The organism is Natronolimnohabitans sp. A-GB9, assembly GCF_030848565.1.
GTDB lineage: Archaea > Halobacteriota > Halobacteria > Halobacteriales > Natrialbaceae > Natronolimnohabitans.
The window spans coordinates 143,088-158,731 of sequence record NZ_JAVDDV010000006.1; the positions used below are offsets into that span (position 1 = coordinate 143,088).

19 protein-coding genes are annotated in these 15,644 nt (G+C 65.2%); 10 read left to right on the forward strand and 9 right to left on the reverse strand.

What is annotated here, in order from left to right:
- Positions 1–3: 3 nt before the first annotated feature.
- From RBH26_RS10190 to RBH26_RS10200, 3 genes are read right to left on the reverse strand one after another with little or no spacing between them, the layout of a single operon-like run.
- Positions 4–297, reverse strand: coding sequence for a DUF424 family protein (locus RBH26_RS10190; protein WP_306758143.1), 294 nt, complete (start codon positions 295–297; stop codon positions 4–6).
- Positions 298–1,176: a tetratricopeptide repeat protein gene (locus tag RBH26_RS10195; RefSeq protein WP_306758144.1), complete on the reverse strand. Its 879-nt coding sequence runs from the start codon at positions 1,174–1,176 to the stop codon at positions 298–300.
- A 49-nt stretch (positions 1,177–1,225) separates the two neighbouring features.
- On the reverse strand, positions 1,226–2,854 hold the full coding sequence (locus RBH26_RS10200; RefSeq protein ID WP_306758145.1) for an FAD-dependent oxidoreductase: 1,629 nt from the start codon (positions 2,852–2,854) through the stop codon (positions 1,226–1,228).
- A 98-nt stretch (positions 2,855–2,952) separates the two neighbouring features.
- Between RBH26_RS10200 and thpR the strand changes: the two genes are divergently transcribed.
- Both thpR and RBH26_RS10210 read left to right on the forward strand, forming a co-directional pair.
- Entirely contained in the window at positions 2,953–3,510 is a 558-nt protein-coding gene (gene thpR, locus RBH26_RS10205; protein ID WP_306758147.1) for an RNA 2',3'-cyclic phosphodiesterase, read from the forward strand.
- A 116-nt stretch (positions 3,511–3,626) separates the two neighbouring features.
- On the forward strand, positions 3,627–4,586 hold the full coding sequence (locus tag RBH26_RS10210; RefSeq protein ID WP_306758148.1) for a hypothetical protein: 960 nt from the start codon (positions 3,627–3,629) through the stop codon (positions 4,584–4,586).
- Here the strand turns inward: RBH26_RS10210 and RBH26_RS10215 are convergent.
- Positions 4,559–5,554 carry a M48 family metalloprotease gene (locus tag RBH26_RS10215; RefSeq protein WP_306758149.1) on the reverse strand — a complete coding sequence of 332 codons (996 nt, stop codon included), beginning with the start codon at positions 5,552–5,554 and terminating at the stop codon, positions 4,559–4,561. The two genes, RBH26_RS10210 and RBH26_RS10215, sit on opposite strands and share 28 nt — an antisense overlap.
- Positions 5,555–5,685: 131 nt before the next feature.
- On the opposite strand from RBH26_RS10215, the gene RBH26_RS10220 reads away from it, so the two are divergent.
- The 3 genes from RBH26_RS10220 to RBH26_RS10230 are packed head-to-tail and all read left to right on the forward strand — an operon-like array spanning position 5,686 to position 6,787.
- Positions 5,686–5,838: a 50S ribosomal protein L39e gene (locus RBH26_RS10220; RefSeq protein ID WP_006092547.1), complete on the forward strand. Its 153-nt coding sequence runs from the start codon at positions 5,686–5,688 to the stop codon at positions 5,836–5,838.
- Between the two features lie 2 nt (positions 5,839–5,840).
- Positions 5,841–6,119, forward strand: a complete 279-nt coding sequence (locus RBH26_RS10225; RefSeq protein ID WP_306758150.1) for a 50S ribosomal protein L31e — start codon at positions 5,841–5,843, stop codon at positions 6,117–6,119.
- A gap of 2 nt (positions 6,120–6,121) precedes the next feature.
- Positions 6,122–6,787, forward strand: coding sequence for a translation initiation factor IF-6 (locus RBH26_RS10230; protein WP_306758151.1), 666 nt, complete (start codon positions 6,122–6,124; stop codon positions 6,785–6,787).
- Positions 6,788–6,941: 154 nt separating this feature from the next.
- Here RBH26_RS10230 and RBH26_RS10235 read toward each other — a convergent pair whose 3' ends face one another.
- Complete coding sequence (locus RBH26_RS10235) at positions 6,942–7,253, reverse strand: ASCH domain-containing protein (RefSeq protein ID WP_306758153.1); 312 nt, start codon at positions 7,251–7,253, stop codon at positions 6,942–6,944.
- Between the two features lie 201 nt (positions 7,254–7,454).
- Between RBH26_RS10235 and RBH26_RS10240 the strand changes: the two genes are divergently transcribed.
- The 5 genes from RBH26_RS10240 to RBH26_RS10260 all read left to right on the forward strand — a co-directional run bounded on the left by RBH26_RS10240 (position 7,455) and on the right by RBH26_RS10260 (position 11,187).
- The gene (locus RBH26_RS10240; protein WP_306758154.1) at positions 7,455–8,408 is read left to right on the forward strand and encodes a DUF6159 family protein; all 954 of its coding nucleotides are present in this window, start codon (positions 7,455–7,457) and stop codon (positions 8,406–8,408) included.
- 126 nt (positions 8,409–8,534) lie between these two features.
- Positions 8,535–8,708, forward strand: coding sequence for a 50S ribosomal protein L18Ae (rpl18a, locus tag RBH26_RS10245; protein ID WP_306758155.1), 174 nt, complete (start codon positions 8,535–8,537; stop codon positions 8,706–8,708).
- The gene (pfdA, locus tag RBH26_RS10250; RefSeq protein ID WP_306758156.1) at positions 8,705–9,157 is read left to right on the forward strand and encodes a prefoldin subunit alpha; all 453 of its coding nucleotides are present in this window, start codon (positions 8,705–8,707) and stop codon (positions 9,155–9,157) included. Before rpl18a ends, pfdA begins: the two co-directional genes overlap by 4 nt.
- A 21-nt stretch (positions 9,158–9,178) precedes the next feature.
- Positions 9,179–10,477, forward strand: coding sequence for a signal recognition particle-docking protein FtsY (gene ftsY / locus RBH26_RS10255; protein ID WP_306758157.1), 1,299 nt, complete (start codon positions 9,179–9,181; stop codon positions 10,475–10,477).
- A gap of 131 nt (positions 10,478–10,608) precedes the next feature.
- A complete protein-coding gene (locus tag RBH26_RS10260) occupies positions 10,609–11,187 on the forward strand; it encodes a hypothetical protein (protein WP_306758159.1) in 579 nt (192 codons plus the stop codon).
- A gap of 31 nt (positions 11,188–11,218) precedes the next feature.
- Here the strand turns inward: RBH26_RS10260 and RBH26_RS10265 are convergent, their stop codons facing one another.
- The 4 genes from RBH26_RS10265 to RBH26_RS10280 form a co-directional block, all read right to left on the reverse strand.
- Entirely contained in the window at positions 11,219–11,716 is a 498-nt protein-coding gene (locus RBH26_RS10265; protein ID WP_306758161.1) for an Lrp/AsnC family transcriptional regulator, read from the reverse strand.
- A gap of 74 nt (positions 11,717–11,790) precedes the next feature.
- Complete coding sequence (locus RBH26_RS10270; protein WP_306758162.1) at positions 11,791–12,615, reverse strand: carbon-nitrogen hydrolase family protein; 825 nt, start codon at positions 12,613–12,615, stop codon at positions 11,791–11,793.
- Positions 12,612–13,433 (reverse strand): enoyl-CoA hydratase-related protein, encoded by an 822-nt coding sequence (locus tag RBH26_RS10275; protein WP_306758163.1) that lies wholly within the window; start codon positions 13,431–13,433, stop codon positions 12,612–12,614. Before RBH26_RS10275 ends, RBH26_RS10270 begins: the two co-directional genes overlap by 4 nt.
- A complete protein-coding gene (locus RBH26_RS10280; protein WP_306758165.1) occupies positions 13,430–15,643 on the reverse strand; it encodes an acetate--CoA ligase in 2,214 nt (737 codons plus the stop codon). Before RBH26_RS10280 ends, RBH26_RS10275 begins: the two co-directional genes overlap by 4 nt.
- Position 15,644: the final 1 nt, after the last annotated feature.

Below are 15,644 nucleotides of genomic sequence, written 5' to 3' on the forward strand. Positions count from 1 at the left end.
GAACTATCCCATCCGCAGCAGTTGGGCGTGCAGCGTCGTCTCGACCTCGAGCACGTTCGCCTCGTCGATGAAGCCTTCCTCGACGGCGAGTTCGACGGCTCGCGTGCCGACGATATTTGCGACGGTCGCTCTCGCGAGGCTGTCGACGACGGCGCTTTCCTCGACCGACTCGCCGCCGTAGAACTCCTCGGTGACGGTCAGCGAGATGTCGTCGGTCTCGAAGGTTTCGCCGAGGACGTCCTCGTCACAGACGGCGACCAGTAAGCCCTTCTGGGTTTGTCGTTCCTTGACGATCATCTACTCGAGTCGCCAGTCTTCCTGCTCGCGGTCGGAGGCACGGCCGGGGTCCGTGATCCCCGCGTCGGTCGGCTGGCCCTGCTGGCCACGTTGTGGGATATCCTGACCGGCAGTGCCGTGGCCTTGCATCTCTTTGCGCTCTTCCATCACGCGCTGTTCGGCGCGCTCGCGCATCTCGTTTGCTTCCTCGGCGATCTCTTCGGCCTCGTCGTACTCGCCGAGTTCCTCTAGGATCTCGGCCTTTTCCTCTAAGACCTGCGAGTTTCGCATTCCCAGCCGAATCGCGTTGTCGATACAGTGAAGCGCCTCCTCGGCCAGGCCGCGCTCGGAGAGGAAGAAAGCGCGGTTGTACCAGCCTTCGGCGAAGCGATCGTCGATCTCGACGGCGCGTTCGGCGTGTTCGAGCGCCTGGCTGGTCTCTCCGAACTCCCAGAGCGCGTAGGCGAGGTTCGTCTCCGCGGTGGCCGCGTGCTCGCTGTCCCCGTCGATGTTGATCGCCTCGCGGTGGGCGCCGATCGCCTCGTCGTACTCCTCGAGTTCGGCGTGGGCGACGCCTTTGTTCACCCACGCCTCCTGCTCGAGGCGGTCGTCGTCGGCGAACTGAGCGACCCGCTCGAAGGCCTCGGTGGCCTGTTCGTAGCGGTTGATCTGCATGTAGTTCAGGCCGACGTCGAGCAGTTCGCTGGCGTCGACGTCTTCGGTTGGGATGTTGTGTTCGTCTAACGTGTCGGTGACGACACGCGAGTCGATGGGGTCGACCTTCGACGGATCGACGTCGAGTTCCGGCGGATCAAGATCGAACTCCGCGTAGGGATCCTCGAATCCCTCTCCCTCGGAGAAACGGTGATCGTGCTCGCGATCGCCCTCTCGGTCAGTCATTGGCGGAATGTGGCGACGACGACTGTTAAGGGCTGCGACCACGCCCGGATCAGCCGCTTCGCCCACGTCGCCCGACTACCGTGCGAAGCGACTGGGTCACCGCCGCGGGATGTGGGAGCCCGAGGCGGTATCGGATCCGATCCTGGCGTTTGAACGGCTCGAACACGAGCGGCTCCTCGAGGTCCCAGATCTCGGCTCTCGCCGCTCGGTAGTCGTGACGGTCGAGGATCGCGTTCGCCACACGACGGCCGGCTTCGTTCGCCGACTCCATCGACGCGAGATCGGTGTTCGTTCGCACGTAATCTCCTGCCAAGGTGAGGTTTTCGACGCTGACGTCGGCTGGGGGACGGTTCCGCAGCGAGCCGACGGTGTTGATCAACAGCGGCGAGCGGTTCGCGACACCCTCGTCGGCCGCGACGATCGCCGGGTCGAGAACCCAGTCGACGAGCATATCGTCCGTCAAACGCACTGTACTCCCGTTTAGGTGTACTTTCAGCTGCTCCCAGATCTCGGTCGCGATCTCCTCGCGCGTACACTCCCGTGCCGGCCGCTCGTAGACGATTCCCGGTGTCTCCCAGTCGGAGGCGATCACCGAGAGGACGCCTTCGACCGCGTCTGGGCCGTGACTGTCGAGGTCGTAACCGCTCCAGAACTGCCGTTGGGAGATCGACGTCAACGCCCAGGGAGACTCGGTGTAGACCTGGTGGCCCCGCGTCAGTTCGACGTCCGTCGCGAGGTAGAACTGGATCCCGTTCATCCAGGCTGTATCGAGGTGTTCGATCCGTGCGAGTTCCGGAGCGGCCCGTCTCAACTCGGGTGTGACGAACGTCGGGGCGACGTCGACCGGGACCGAAAGGACGTACTCGTCGGCGGTGACGGTCTCCCCATCGGCGAGGACGAGCCCCGTAATACGGCGTCCGTCGAACGCGAGTTGCCGGACCGGCGCGTCCGTTCGGAGGTCGACGCCGAGGCGCTCGAGATAGCTGACCCAGGGGTCGATCCAGGCCTCGCTGGTCGGCGCGTTCAGGACGCGCTCGGTTGGCCGCGTGGGATCGAGCTGTCCGAACAGCAACTGCAGATAGATAGTGCCGATCGTCCGAGCGCTGCCGATCTGTGGTCGAAGCGCGACGAGCGCCTGGGTCGCGTACGCGAGCCGGTCGCGAAACTCCTGCGAGCGGTTCTCGGCGTCGATGAACGTCCACCACGACGTCTCCTCGAGTTCCGCCTCGCGGCGCTGTTCACACGCCGTTAGCAGATACAGCAGTCGCTCGAGCAGAAACCGGACGTCGTCAGCGGGGAGGTCGTCGGCGAACGCCGGCCGAAGCGCCTCGAGCCAGTCCCGGACCGAGTCGGGTGTTCGTGTCTCGGCGATCCGGTCGGTGCCGTCGGTCCCTGCGATCAGCGTCGCTTCGGTCTCGACGAGGTTGTCCGCGACGGTCCCGTCGCCGTCGGGGATCCGCTCCATCGTCTCGATGACGTGACGGTAGAACGCCGGAAAGAACCGAAATCCGTGTTCGCCGTGAAGCGCCTTCGGTTCGTCCGCGATCGGCACCGAGCGGGCCTTCCCACCGAAGCCGTCGGCTGCCTCGAGGACGGTCACGTCGAGTCCACGTTCAGCGAGTTCGTGGGCAACGGTGAGACCACCGATGCCACCGCCGATGACTGCGATGTCTGTCATGGGCGAGTTCGGACGGCGATCGGAATAACCGGCGTCCCTAACGGGCTCCATCTCCAGCAACCGTCACCATTGAGTATTGGGCCATCGAGGGATCGAGTATGCGACTGTTCGTCAGCGTCGACCTGTCCGACGACCTCACGGACGCGGTCGACGACCTGCAAGAGGAGTTCACCGACGCGAGTGGACTGAACTTCACCGACCCCGAACAGGCTCACGTCACCCTGAAGTTCCTCGGCGACGTCGACGAGACCCGTCTCCCCGACCTCGAGCGCGAACTCGAGGCTGCCATCGAGGACGCCGACGTCGACCCCTTCCCCGTTCGTTTCGGCGGACTGGGCGTCTTTCCGAGTCTCGACTACATCAGCGTCATCTGGTTTGGCACCGAGACCGGCGGCGAGAAACTCACCCGGCTCCACGAGGCCGTCGAGGAGCGAACGACGGCGATGGGGTTCGAGGAGGAATCCCACGAGTTCACGCCTCACGTGACGCTGGCTCGGATGGAACACGCCGGCGGCAAGGACCTCGTTCAGGAACTCGTCCAGGAGCGAGAGCCGACGATCGGCGAGATGACCGTCGAGGAAGTTCAGTTGACCGAGAGCGTCCTCACCGACGCGGGACCGCTGTACTCGACGGTCGAATCGTTCTCCCTCGAGTAGCGAGTCGGTCGAACCCTGGTGAACCCCTCCGCGAGCCGCTGTGTTCGATCTTATAAGACGGGCAGAACGTGCAGGGTCGCCACCGATGCCGGTGCCCATCGTAGCGAGTGAATACGATGGCGTCGATCGATCGGGACGGCGAGCCGCCGATCACGCGTCGGGAACTGCTTGCCGCCGTCGGCGGTGCAGGGTTCGTCTCGAGCGCCCGTCGAGACCAGTCCGACGGGCTCGCCGACGGCTCGCCTGTCCCCGACGCGCCGGTCCACGTCCGTGTCTATCCCGGCCCGGTTCCGTTTCGGGTTCGTCTCCGGAGCGGGACCGACGGCGTGACCGACCACTGGACGTCGGCCCACCAGGAGTCACTCGAGGCCGTCGAGAGCGCTTTCGAGGCGATCCGCGACTACGCCAACGAACGCAACCGACTCGGGGAGTTCGCGGTAAGCGTCGACCGCGGCGATCTCGTCCGTCTCCCGCAATCGGCGGTGTCGCGACCGTCGGACGTCGTCGTCCCCCCACTCGAGACGGTACTCGAGGGGTTTCGCGATCGGCTCCGGGAACGAGGCGCGCTCACGGGAGCGACCTGTCACCTGCTGTTGTGCTGGGCGCCGCTCAACCACCGGATCGGCTATGGGGGGACGCGCTCGCCAAATGCCCTCGTCGGGGACGATAGCGGGGGGACAACCGGCGACGCGCTGACCGTCGCCAACGTCGGCGCAACGGAACGGTGGGACTCGCGTGCAGTCACGCGGAATATGGCGATTCACGAGGTCCTACACACGTTCGTTTCGAACGCCGTCGCCGAATCGGTTGGCGGCTCGCGATGCGATCACGACCTCGGAGCCGCCGTGCGCGTCGACGACGGAACGATGCGAGTCTCGCCGCTGGCAACGGCTTACGCCGGACCGGACGAACTCGGCGGTGGCACCCGATTCCACGGCACCGGCTGTTACGATCACGACGCGTTTTCCCGCCACGACGGCCTCGAGGGCGTCGACGGGTGGACGTATACGACCGAGCCGAGCGAGACGACCCTCGAGGCCGCCACTCGCTATCTCGAGCGCCGCGTCGTGCCGTGATCGGCCGCACGATCGGACTCCGCCGCCGCGAGCCGTTCGATGCGCTCCTCCGTCGGCGGGTGCGTTCGAAACAACCGCGAGAGCGGCCGCCGGATCGACCACAGGAACGGCTCCGTCTCGGCCTCCTCCCAGTAGGTCAGCGGCTCGTCGCGGGACTCGAGTGGGAGGATCGACAGCGACGATACCGAGCGGACATCACGGAGGTCCTCCGACGGCGTCTCATAGATCCGACGATCCAGCGTCCGCAGCGCGCTCGCCAGCGGCGCACCCGAGCCGAGCACTTCGGCGGCCGCCTTGTCGGCCGCGAGTTCCCGCGTTCGAGAGCAGACGGCGACGATCGATCGGGTGACCACCGCACCGACGAGACCGACGATCGCGAGGGCAACGGCGGTCGTGAGATCACGTCGTGAGAGTTCCGGAAACCGAGCAACGAGACCGACCGCGAGCACCGTCGGCACCGAGATGACGGTCATCACCGCGGCGTCACGGTTCTTCACGTGGGCCAGCTCGTGTGCGACGACCGCCTCGAGTTCCGCGGCGTCGAGTGCCTCGAGTGTTCCCCTCGAGAGAACGAGCCGAACCGACGACGGCCGGGTCCCGACGACCATCGCTTCAGGTGCCGGACTGTCCGAGACGGCGACCGTCGGTTTCGGGACGTCGAGCATCGACGCGACGCGGTTTACCGTCGCGTGCAGTTCGGGCTCGTCTTCAGGCGACACCGGCGTCGCGTTCCCGGCGCGGTCGCTCATCGAGGTGCCGTACGACTCGAGGAACGCGACCGCCAGTACCACCCCGACGGTCGGGACGACTGCGACGGTCGTCGCGGTCGAGAGCGACATCCGAAAGAACAGGAGGAGACCGACGAAAACAGCCCAGATCGCAGCGACGAATCCAAGAAGCGCTACCGGGAGGGCCACGACTGCGATCCCCATCCGCAACGCGAGCGACCGTTCGATCGAGGTCCGCATCCGTCAGTCGTTCGTGTCTGTCATCACTTCACTGTACTGATCAGTCACGACCGGTCAAGCGACGGCGGCGGCGACGATTAGCCTTCAAGATGGACAAGATTTTAAGCCACCGCGGGCTACGTGCGGCTACTATGGGTAAGAAAACGAAGGGCAAGAAGAAGCGTCTTGCCAAACTCGAGAACCAGAACAGCCGCGTTCCGGCCTGGGTCATGATGAAGACTGACATGGAAGTCCAGCGGAACCCGAAGCGACGCAACTGGCGGCGCAACGACACTGACGAGTAACCATGAGTGCAAGTGATTTCGAAGAACGCGTTGTAACCGTTCCGCTGCGCGACGTCAAGAAGGGGGCCAACCACGAGGCCGCGGACCTGGCGATGCGACTCGTCCGTGAACACCTCGCGAAACACTTCGCGGTCGACGAGGACGCCATCCGCCTGGATCCCTCGATCAACGAGGAGATCTGGTCGAACGGCCGATCCAACCCGCCGCGAAAGCTGCGCGTCCGTGCGGCCCGCTTCGACGAAGAAGGTGAGGCCGTCGTCGAGGCCGAGGTCGCCGACTAAACTTGAAACGGCTCGCCTTCGCCGGGTCGGCCTACGTCGGCGTCTTCGCCCGCGCGACCGACTCGTGCGTGCTCGTTCGTCCGGACGTTGACGACGACGTGGTCGCCGACCTGACCGACGAACTCGAGGTGCCCGCAATCTGTACGACCGTCGGCGGCTCCTCGACGGTCGGCGCGTTAGCGACGGGTAACGAGAACGGGCTACTCGTCAGCTCCCGTATCCTCGAGTACGAACGCGAGGAACTCGAAGAACAGGTCGACGTCCCCGTCGCGGAACTGCCAGGCAACATCAACGCCGCGGGCAACGTCGTCCTCGCAAACGACTACGGCGCGTACGTCCACCCGGACCTCCCGCGAGAGACGATCCAGATCGTCAAAGACACCCTCGAGGTACCCGTCGAGCGCGGTGACCTCGCCGGTGTCCGAACGGTCGGGACGGCCGCGGTCGCGACGAACTCGGGCGTGCTCTGTCACCCCAAAGCGACCGACGAGGAACTGGATGCCCTCGAGGAGGCCTTAGACGTGCGAGCCGACGTCGGCACCGTCAACTACGGTGCGCCGCTTGTCGGGTCCGGACTGATCGCCAACGAGTCGGGATACGTCGTCGGCGAGGATACGACCGGGCCCGAACTGGGCCGGATCGAGGACGCGCTGGGCTATCTCGACTGACGCTTTCTGTTTTCTCCGGGCTCCGCGACGAGCCGTCGATGCTGTCCGAATGTCGGAACCGATCGACGGGACGGAACGCGTCGCGGCTCGAGGCTGACCGCTGGTCAGCGGTGGCAGCCTTATAGTACACCCACGATCTGCGGCCCGCCCGAAGTTAGCGCGGTTCGAACCGATGGCGGACGACCTCGCTGTCGTCGTCCCACTCGAAATCGTCGTGGGCCCGCTCGAGTAGGTCCCGATAGGCGTCGAGGTCGTCCATCCCCTCTGCCTGTGCGTCGTCGTCCGTCAGGTCGCCGAGACGTCGTTCGGTGACGTCGGTGACCTCGAACGTCGTCTCCTCGATGGTAAACGTATCTCCCTCCTCGGCGTACCGGTGGCCACGGTGGATCTGTGTGACCTCGCCCTCAAGGGCCTGCGTTCGCATTCGTTCGCTTGGCAACAGGTCGGACGGATCGCGATCGCTCATAGACGACTGTACGCAGGCCGAAGTGAAATCGGTTCGCCTTCGTACGGATCCCCGTCCTGACCTTCGGGCGCGACCGCAGTCCGAGTCACGGATGCGCTGACACTGACGGACAGCGGTTCGTCTCTCCGCTATCACCGTGTGGACTGTCATCATTCAAACTAATCACTAATGTTTATCATCGCGAACGCAGATGGGTCGGATATGGCCCTCCAATCGATATTCGCCCGGTTCAAGACCGGGTTTGCGATCGCAAAGGCATCGCTCGGCATCCTCCGGCGCGAGAAGTGGCTGCTCGCATTTCCGATGTTGTACGGACTCGCACTCGTCGCCGGAATGGGCGTCCTCATCGTCGGCGTCGCCGCTGTCGTACTCGGAACGACGTTCGGTCTGGCGGCTCTCGATCAGCTCGCCGCCGTCTCCGATGGAACCGGGGAGACGACGTTTACGGTACTCGGTCTTGCCGTGTCGTTTCTCGGACTGTTCGCTGCGACCGCCATTTCGACGTTTTTCAGCGCCGCACTCGTCTACTCCGTCGGTCAGCTGTTCGGCGGCGAGCAGACGAGTCTCCGTGACGGACTCGCGGGCGCCTGGGAGTCGAAACGAACGATCCTCGCCTGGGGTGTCGTCGGCGCCGTCGTCGGAATGATCTTTCGCGCCCTCGAGAGCCAGGACGGCTGGGGTGCCCAGATCGTTCGGATGATCGCCGGTGCTGCCTGGTTCATGATGACGTTTTTCATCGTTCCCGTCATCGTTTTCCAGGACGGCGGGGTCCGAGAGTCGCTGCGTGAGAGCGTCACCACGTTCCGTGAGACCTGGGGCGAAAGCGGTGGCGTCACGCTCGGGATCGGTCTCGTGATCGTTCCGCTGATCCTCGCGACTCTCGCCGTCGGTATCGGCGCGCCGCTGTTGCTGGCTGCAGAGCCCGGCTCGGTGCTCGTCTACACGGTCGTCCCGACACTGCTCGTCGTCGGAGCGTTGCTCGTGGTCCAAAACGCCGCCGTCGCGATCGCGAAGACGGCACTGTACAAGTACGCGACCGACGGCGACCTCCCCGAGGAGTTCGACGGGATCGACCCGAACGCGATCACGAAACCGAAAGGCTCCTCGAGCGGCATGATGGGTGGCACCTCGGGTCGACAGCCGGGGAATATCTAGCGGGACGTCGGCCGACGTTAGCTTCCCGGCGGCGATTTCTCGCCTGACCGGGGCGGCGAATGCTCACACTCGTTCTGTCCAGCAGTAAAAGGAACATTCTTCCGACTGCCTGCCGGAGTCATAGCCATGAGTCAGTTTACGGTTACCGGCCGGTTTCAGGCCCGCGACGGTTACGCGGCGTTCGAAACGACGGTCGATGCCGAAAACGAGGACGTCGCCCGTGAATACGTCCTTTCTCGACTCGGAAGTCAACACGGGCTGAAGCGTACGCAGATCGAACTAACGGAGGTTTCCCAATGAGCCAGCAACAACTACAGCAGCTATCCCAGGAGCTACAGGAGATTCAAGAACAGATCGAGACCCTCGAAGAGAGCGTCGAGGCCGTCCAGCAACAGAAAAGCGAGACCGACGAGGCCATCGAAGCCATCGAAACCCTCAACACCGACGCGACGGTGCAGGTTCCGATCGGCGGCGGTGCCTATCTCCGTGCGACCGTCGAGGACATCGACGAAGTGATCGTCGAACTCGGCGCCGACTACGCCGCCGAACTCGAGGAAGACGACGCCGTCGACGCCCTCGAGAGCAAGAAGGAGAACCTAGACGACCGCATCGACGAGATCAACGCCGAGATCGCCGAGCTCGAGACCGAGAGCAGCGAGCTCGAGCAGCAGGCCCAGCAGCTCCAGCAGCAGGCGATGCAACAGCAGATGCAGGGAATGGGTCAGGGCCAGCCGGACGCCGACGAATAACGTCGGAGACCGTTTTCTACCATGTTTGACAACCTGAAGAAGAAACTCGGGAGCTTCCGGAAAGACGCCGAAGAGGCTGCCGAAGAGAACGTCGAGGACGTCGATGACGAAGAGCTCGAGGACGTCGACGCAGAAACAGCCGACGTCGACGTCGAAACCGAAAGCGACGACGTCGACACGGCATCCGAGACGGAAGTCCCAGATACTACCGGTGAGGCGGCCGAGAGCGGCGCTTCCGAGAGCGAGGGTGAAACCGAGATGGCAGCGCCAACCGAAGCGACAGCCAGCGCCGAGTCCGGCGCGTCGTCGACGGCCGAGGCGACCGAGGCCGAAGAGCCGCCTGCCGCCGAGCCGTCGCCGGAGCCCGACCAAGACCTCGAGGACGAAGCCGACGAAACGGACGAAGACACTGAGGACGACGGGAACAGCCTCGGGTTCGGTTCCAAGGCCCGTTCGCTCGTCAAAGGGAAGTTCGTCATCGAGGAAGAGGACATCGAGGAGCCGCTTCAGGAACTCGAGATGGCGTTGCTCTCGAGCGACGTCGAGATGGGCGTCGCCGAGGAAATCATCGACAACATCCGTAACGATCTGGTCGGCGAGACGCGGACCTTTACGACCTCGCCCGTCGAGGTCGTCGAGGACGCGCTCCGGGACGCCATCCGCGACGTGATCAGCGTCGGGCAGTTCGACTTCGACGAGCGCATCGCCGTCGAAGACAAGCCGGTCACGATCGTTTTCACCGGCGTCAACGGCGTCGGGAAGACGACCTCGATCGCCAAGATGAGCCGCTACTTCGAGGAGCGTGGGTACTCGACGGTGATGGCAAACGGCGACACCTACCGTGCGGGAGCCAACGAGCAGATCGAGGAACACGCCGAGGCGCTCGATACGAAGCTGATCACGCACGAACAGGGTGGAGACCCCGCTGCAGTGCTGTACGACGGTGTCGAGTACGCCGAGGCCAACGACATCGACGTCGTGTTAGGCGACACCGCCGGTCGCCTCCACACCGACGAGGGACTGATGGACCAACTCGAGAAGATCGATCGGGTCGTCGACCCCGACATGACGCTGTTCGTCGACGAGGCAGTCGCCGGCCAGGACGCCGTCAACCGGGCTCGCGAGTTCAACGAGGCCGCCGAGATCGACGGCGCGATTCTGACGAAAGCCGACGCCGACTCTAACGGCGGCGCAGCGATCTCGATCGCCCACGTCACCGGAAAACCGATTCTCTTCCTCGGCGTCGGGCAAGGGTACGACGATCTCGAGCGGTTCGATCCCGACGAGATGGTCGATCGACTCCTCGAAGACGAGGAGTAACGGCCGTCGCCATAGCCCCGCCCTCGCACTCTGTTGCCGTTTTACTGTCGTCGATCAGTCGAATCTGCCGTCGGTGCTATCACTCGGGTTGAATACGAAACATACATATAATTCATTACTGACATTACGGTATGCGCATTTCCGGTTCCCGCCGTGCCCTTCTCGCGTCGGTGTTTCCGTCCTCCGCCGTTCTCGCGGGCTGTTTCGAGAACCGGTTCACGGGATCGGACGAAGCCCCCGACTCCGGAGCCGTGTCCACCGACGACTACGACTGCGACGACGTCGACCGCCCCGAGCCCTCCGAACAGCTTCTCGAGGAGGCCCTCGAGCCGGCCGCATATCCCGAGCCGCCGACACCGCTTTCCGAAGACGTCGGGACGTTCGTCCACGAGTTCGAGACGGCGTACCGGCGAAACGAGTTCATCGAGGAATACGGCGCACAGACGCGGTCGTTCGAGTTTCGACTCGAGGACCGCCACGCGGAAACAATCGACTCGACGTCCGAACGCGATGCCGTCCTGGCGTCGATCGTCTACACGCTTTCGACGGCAACGCGACACGACGAGTTTCCACCCGAGCGAGACACCCGTGTCACGTACTACGTCGACGAGAACGTCGTGCTCCGGGCCCGATACGGTGGCATCGCGAACGAGCCCGAGTTCGATCCCGATCCGCGTGACAGCGGGGACCCGGTCGCCTGTTTCGAGTGATCGACTCGAAGCGGGCCGCAATCCTCGACGATCAGTTGTTGAAGAGCTGCTCGAGATCGTCCTCGTCGTAGTTGACCAGCAGTCGCGGCTCCTCCTTGAACGTCCGCAACACGATGTGTGTCGCGGAGTTCTCGACGCCGTCGGTTTCGATGATCTCCTCGATTAGCGACTGTAAGTGGTCGTGGTCGCGGACGTGAGAGATCACGTAGAAGGACATCTCGCCGATCATCGAGTACACCTGCTGGACGCCGGACAGCTGTGCGAGTCGCTCGCCGACTTCCTTCGCTTCGGGTCCGTAAACGGTCTTGATCTCCGAGATCGCCGTCATACTGAGTCCGAGTTCGTGTCGGTCGAGGTGGGCGACGTGACCGGTCAGGATTCCTTGGTCCCGGTACTTCTCGAGTCGGTAGTAGACGGTCGACTGGCTGATGTCGAGTTCGTCGGCGATCTCGTCGGCGTCGATGTCGCCGTTCTCGTCTAACTCTCGAAGCAGTCGAAAGTCCGTCTCGTCGAGTGTGATTTCTGCCATAGTCTCCGTTCGTTGCTATCGGTTGAAATATCCCTCAATTGTCGCCGGCCGTTCGGTCCAGTCGGATCGAGTCGTCACGTGTCCCCTGGGGAGTCGATCGTGATTCGGGTCGTCACCGGTCGGTCGTCGCGTCGGTCACGCCGCATCGGATTTCGTTCTCGCTCCCGTTCCAGCGGCCCATCCGACAGCTGCGTGACGAGGACGCCAGGGTCGGCGTCGAGGCGGCCGGCGATCGAGCCGTCCGGTTCGTAGGCCGTGCTGTGGCCGTACAACTCCAGATCCCCGTCGGCCCCGGCGCGGTTGCAACCGAAGACGTACGCGCCGGTCTCGATGGCGCGGGCGGGCAGGAGCCGGTTCCAGTCGCCGGCCATCGGCACTGACCACGCGGAGAGATTGACGAGCGCATCGATCTCCGCCCGCGCGAATGCGGCCGCCTGCTGGGGGAAGTTCAGATCGTAACAGATCTGGACGCCGATGGTCCGTCCCTCACATTCGAGGACGAGCACGTCGTCACCGGAGCGGAAGACCGGCCGCTCGTCGCCCCAGAGATTCCGTTTGTCGTAGCGTGCCCGGACAGCCCCCGACCGATCGAGCCAGACGGCGCTGTTTCGGACGCCACACTCGTCGCGGACCGCCATTCCGAGCAAGACGTGGGCCCCGGCGTCGGCGGCCGCGTCCCCGACGGCCCGCGTCGTCGGTCCCGGAACCGGTTGTGCGTACGCGTCGACTCGATCGAAGATCGAGTAGCCGGTCGTCGCGAGCTCCGGGAAGACGATCAGGTCCGGCTCCGACTCGGCGCCGACCGTCCGGATCCGATCGCACAGCCGCTCGAGCGTGCCGTCGTCGGCCGGACCGACGGTCGGATCGAACTGGACGAGCGCGACGGTATCGAGGCTCATTCGCCCGTAAACTCCGGCTCGCGGTCCTCGGCGAACGCCTCGACTGCCTCGGTGTGGTCATCGGTCTGAGAGCAGATCCGCTGGGCGCGCGTGGCGTGTTCGAAGGCCGTCTCGAGGTCGACGTCGGCGCTTTCGTTGACCAGTGACTTGCTCAATCCGAGTGCGACCGGCGGCTGGGCGGCGATCTCGGCAGCGAACGATTCGGCCGCCTCGAGCAGTTCGTCGGCGGTGACACACTCGCGTGCGAGGTCCCACTCGACGATCTCCTCGCCCTCGAGGTGGCGGCCGGTGAAGATCAGTTCCTTCGCGCGGGCCTCGCCGATCAGCCGCGGCAGGAGGTAGGCGCCGCCGTCGCCGGGAACGAACCCGACGTCGATGAACGTCTCGCCGATGGTCGCGTTCTCACTGGCGATCCGGAAATCACAGGCCAGGGCGGTGTCACAGCCAGCCCCGAGCGCGTAGCCGTTGATGGCGGCGACGACCGGCGTCTCGATCGTCCGCAGCGTGCGAACGACGTTCTGGAACAGGCCGAGCCCCGCCTCGTAGTCCGAAAAGTCCATGTCGGGAGTCAGCGGCATGTTCTCGAGGTCGACGCCGCTGCAGAAGGCCCGCTCGCCGGCACCGGTCAGGACGATCGCTCGGACGTCGTCGTCCGCGTCGAGATCTTCGAGGCTGGAAACGAGTGTCCGCAAGAGCGGTTCGTCGTAGGCGTTCATCGCGTCCGGTCGGTCGAGGGTCACGCGGGCGACGTGCTCGCGGGGGTGTTCGACCCGGACCGGCGTCTCGTCCTCATCGGGACCCACATTGCCGTCGGTCATTCGTCGACACCTCCGTCACCGCCGTCGGCGACCGCGTCGGGTTCCTCGCGCCGTCGTCCATCGTCGCCACCTTCGGCTGCGGCCTCGAGGACGATGCTCGCATCCAGAATCTCGGCCCCGTCTTCGCCTGCGAGCACGGGGTTCAGGTCGACCTCCGAGACGTCGGAGTTGTCGGCGACGAGCCGTGAGACCGAACGCAGGACGTCGACGAGTGCGTCCCGATCGACCGGGGGATCGCCGCGAGCACCGTCGAGGATCGCCTGGGCGTCGATCTCGTCTATCATCGCTCGCGCGTCGCGTTCGGAAAGCGGCGCGGCCCTGAAGGTGACGTCTTCGAGCACCTCGACGAAGACGCCTCCGAGTCCGAACATGACGACGGGGCCGAACTGCTCGTCGCGGGTCGCGCCGACGATCACCTCGACGCCGTCGGTTCGCATCGGCGAGACCAGAACGCCGTCGATCGCGGCGTCCGGAGCGTACGCTCGCGCGTTCTCGAGAAGCGTTTCGTAGGTCGAGCCGACCGCCTCGTCGGCGACGTCTAAGGCGACGGCGTCGGCTTCGGTCTTGTGGATCAGATCAGGCGAGACGACCTTCATCGCGACGGGGCCGTCGAACTCTGCGGCCGCGCGCTCGGCCGCGTCGGCGCTCTCGACAAGGGAGTACGGCGTCACCGGTGCACCGTACTCCTTGAGGAGTTCCTTCGCGTCGTACTCCGAGAACGTCCGGCCGGACGCGTCGGCCGAGAGCGAGCGGATCCCGCCGCGTTCGTCGCCGGACGCTCGGTCCAGTTCGAACGAACTCTTCTCGTCGGCGACCTGCAGATGGGTGCCGTACTCCGACAGCGCCGACAGGCAGGCGACGGCGATGTCCAGTGACTCGTAGACCGGCACCTCGTTCTCCCGGAGGATCGCGTGGGGGTCGGGATCGGCGCTCTCGTAGGCGCTTTGGACGACCAGCGGCGTATCGGTCGCCGCCGCGGCGTCGGCGATGTCGCGGGCGGCCGTCCGCTCGATCGGCTCGAGGTCGTCGGTAAAGCGCTCACCGTAGCCGCCGAACAGTCCCGACAGCAAGACGGCGTCGACGTTCGGGTCGTCGAACAGCGCCGCGGCACAGTCGGCGAACACCGAGGGGTCGTCGTCGGTTCCGCCGGCGACGTCGACCGGGTTCCGGACGCTCGCGGCGTCGGGGAGGACGTCCTCGAGCCGTCGCTGGGTCTCGTCGGCCAGCGGCGGCACCGAGAGCCCGCGGTCGGCAAGCGCGTCGGCGGCCAGCGTGGCGTGGCCGCCGCCGTCGGCGAGGATCGCGACGTTTTCCCCGTCGATCGGCGGCTGGGAGGCGAGGGCGTCGGCGGTCGCGAGCAGTTCGTCGGAGCGGTCGACGCTGACGACGCCCGCCTGTCTGAAGACTGCGTCCGCGACGGCCGCATCGCCCGCGAGCGAACCGGTGTGTGAACTCGCCGAACGTTTGCCGACGTCCGAGCGGCCGCTCTTGCAGACGACGATCGGCGTCTCCCTGGTCGTCTCGTGGGCCTGCTCGAGGAACGCCCGGCCGTCGGAAAAGCCTTCGACGTAACAGACGACGGCGTCGGTCTCGTCGGTCCGTTCGAAGTAGGGCAGGTACTCGTCGAACTGGAGGTCGGCCTCGTTACCGACGCCGACGTAGTGACTGAAGCCGACACCCTCGCGGCCGGCGGCTTCGGTAAACAGCGCGATCGCGAGGTTCCCGCTCTGACAGAGCAAGCCGAGATCACCCTCGGGGACGCCGTCGGCGCCGACGAGGTTCGCCCCATCGGCGACGTTGATCAGGCCCGACGTGTTCGGGCCGACGAGCCGAACGTCGTTCTCGCGTGCGATCGAGACGATCTCCTCCTCGAGTGCCTCGCCCTCGTCGTCCGTCTCGCCGAAGCCGACGGCGACGACGACCGCTCCCCCCACGTCGACCTCGCCACACTCCTCGAGGACGGCCGGAACGACCGGACCCGGCACGACGATCAACGCGAGATCGACGGGCTCGGGAACGTCGGCGATAGAGGCGTAGACCTCGAGGCCGCGGATCTCGTCGGCGGAAGGGTTGACAGGGTAGATCGTCCCGTCGTATCCGCCGTTCTGGAGGGTTTCGATGGCTTGATGGCCGCGCTTCGAGGGGTCGGTCGAGGCGCCGACGACGGCGATCGACGACGGCTCGAGGACGCGATCGATCGGTTCCCGCATG

Bases quoted from the DNA above. Each gene is read 5' to 3' on its own strand.
- RBH26_RS10190 (WP_306758143.1), bottom strand. From the start codon at position 297: ATGATCGTCAAGGAACGACAAACCCAGAAGGGCTTACTGGTCGCCGTC.
- RBH26_RS10195 (WP_306758144.1), bottom strand. From the start codon at position 1,176: ATGACTGACCGAGAGGGCGATCGCGAGCACGATCACCGTTTCTCCGAG.
- RBH26_RS10200 (WP_306758145.1), bottom strand. From the start codon at position 2,854: ATGACAGACATCGCAGTCATCGGCGGTGGCATCGGTGGTCTCACCGTT.
- thpR (WP_306758147.1), top strand. From the start codon at position 2,953: ATGCGACTGTTCGTCAGCGTCGACCTGTCCGACGACCTCACGGACGCG.
- RBH26_RS10210 (WP_306758148.1), top strand. From the start codon at position 3,627: ATGGCGTCGATCGATCGGGACGGCGAGCCGCCGATCACGCGTCGGGAA.
- RBH26_RS10215 (WP_306758149.1), bottom strand. From the start codon at position 5,554: ATGCGGACCTCGATCGAACGGTCGCTCGCGTTGCGGATGGGGATCGCA.
- RBH26_RS10220 (WP_006092547.1), top strand. From the start codon at position 5,686: ATGGGTAAGAAAACGAAGGGCAAGAAGAAGCGTCTTGCCAAACTCGAG.
- RBH26_RS10225 (WP_306758150.1), top strand. From the start codon at position 5,841: ATGAGTGCAAGTGATTTCGAAGAACGCGTTGTAACCGTTCCGCTGCGC.
- RBH26_RS10235 (WP_306758153.1), bottom strand. From the start codon at position 7,253: ATGAGCGATCGCGATCCGTCCGACCTGTTGCCAAGCGAACGAATGCGA.
- RBH26_RS10240 (WP_306758154.1), top strand. From the start codon at position 7,455: ATGGCCCTCCAATCGATATTCGCCCGGTTCAAGACCGGGTTTGCGATC.
- rpl18a (WP_306758155.1), top strand. From the start codon at position 8,535: ATGAGTCAGTTTACGGTTACCGGCCGGTTTCAGGCCCGCGACGGTTAC.
- pfdA (WP_306758156.1), top strand. From the start codon at position 8,705: ATGAGCCAGCAACAACTACAGCAGCTATCCCAGGAGCTACAGGAGATT.
- ftsY (WP_306758157.1), top strand. From the start codon at position 9,179: ATGTTTGACAACCTGAAGAAGAAACTCGGGAGCTTCCGGAAAGACGCC.
- RBH26_RS10260 (WP_306758159.1), top strand. From the start codon at position 10,609: ATGCGCATTTCCGGTTCCCGCCGTGCCCTTCTCGCGTCGGTGTTTCCG.
- RBH26_RS10265 (WP_306758161.1), bottom strand. From the start codon at position 11,716: ATGGCAGAAATCACACTCGACGAGACGGACTTTCGACTGCTTCGAGAG.
- RBH26_RS10270 (WP_306758162.1), bottom strand. From the start codon at position 12,615: ATGAGCCTCGATACCGTCGCGCTCGTCCAGTTCGATCCGACCGTCGGT.
- RBH26_RS10275 (WP_306758163.1), bottom strand. From the start codon at position 13,433: ATGACCGACGGCAATGTGGGTCCCGATGAGGACGAGACGCCGGTCCGG.
- RBH26_RS10280 (WP_306758165.1), bottom strand. From the start codon at position 15,643: ATGCGGGAACCGATCGATCGCGTCCTCGAGCCGTCGTCGATCGCCGTC.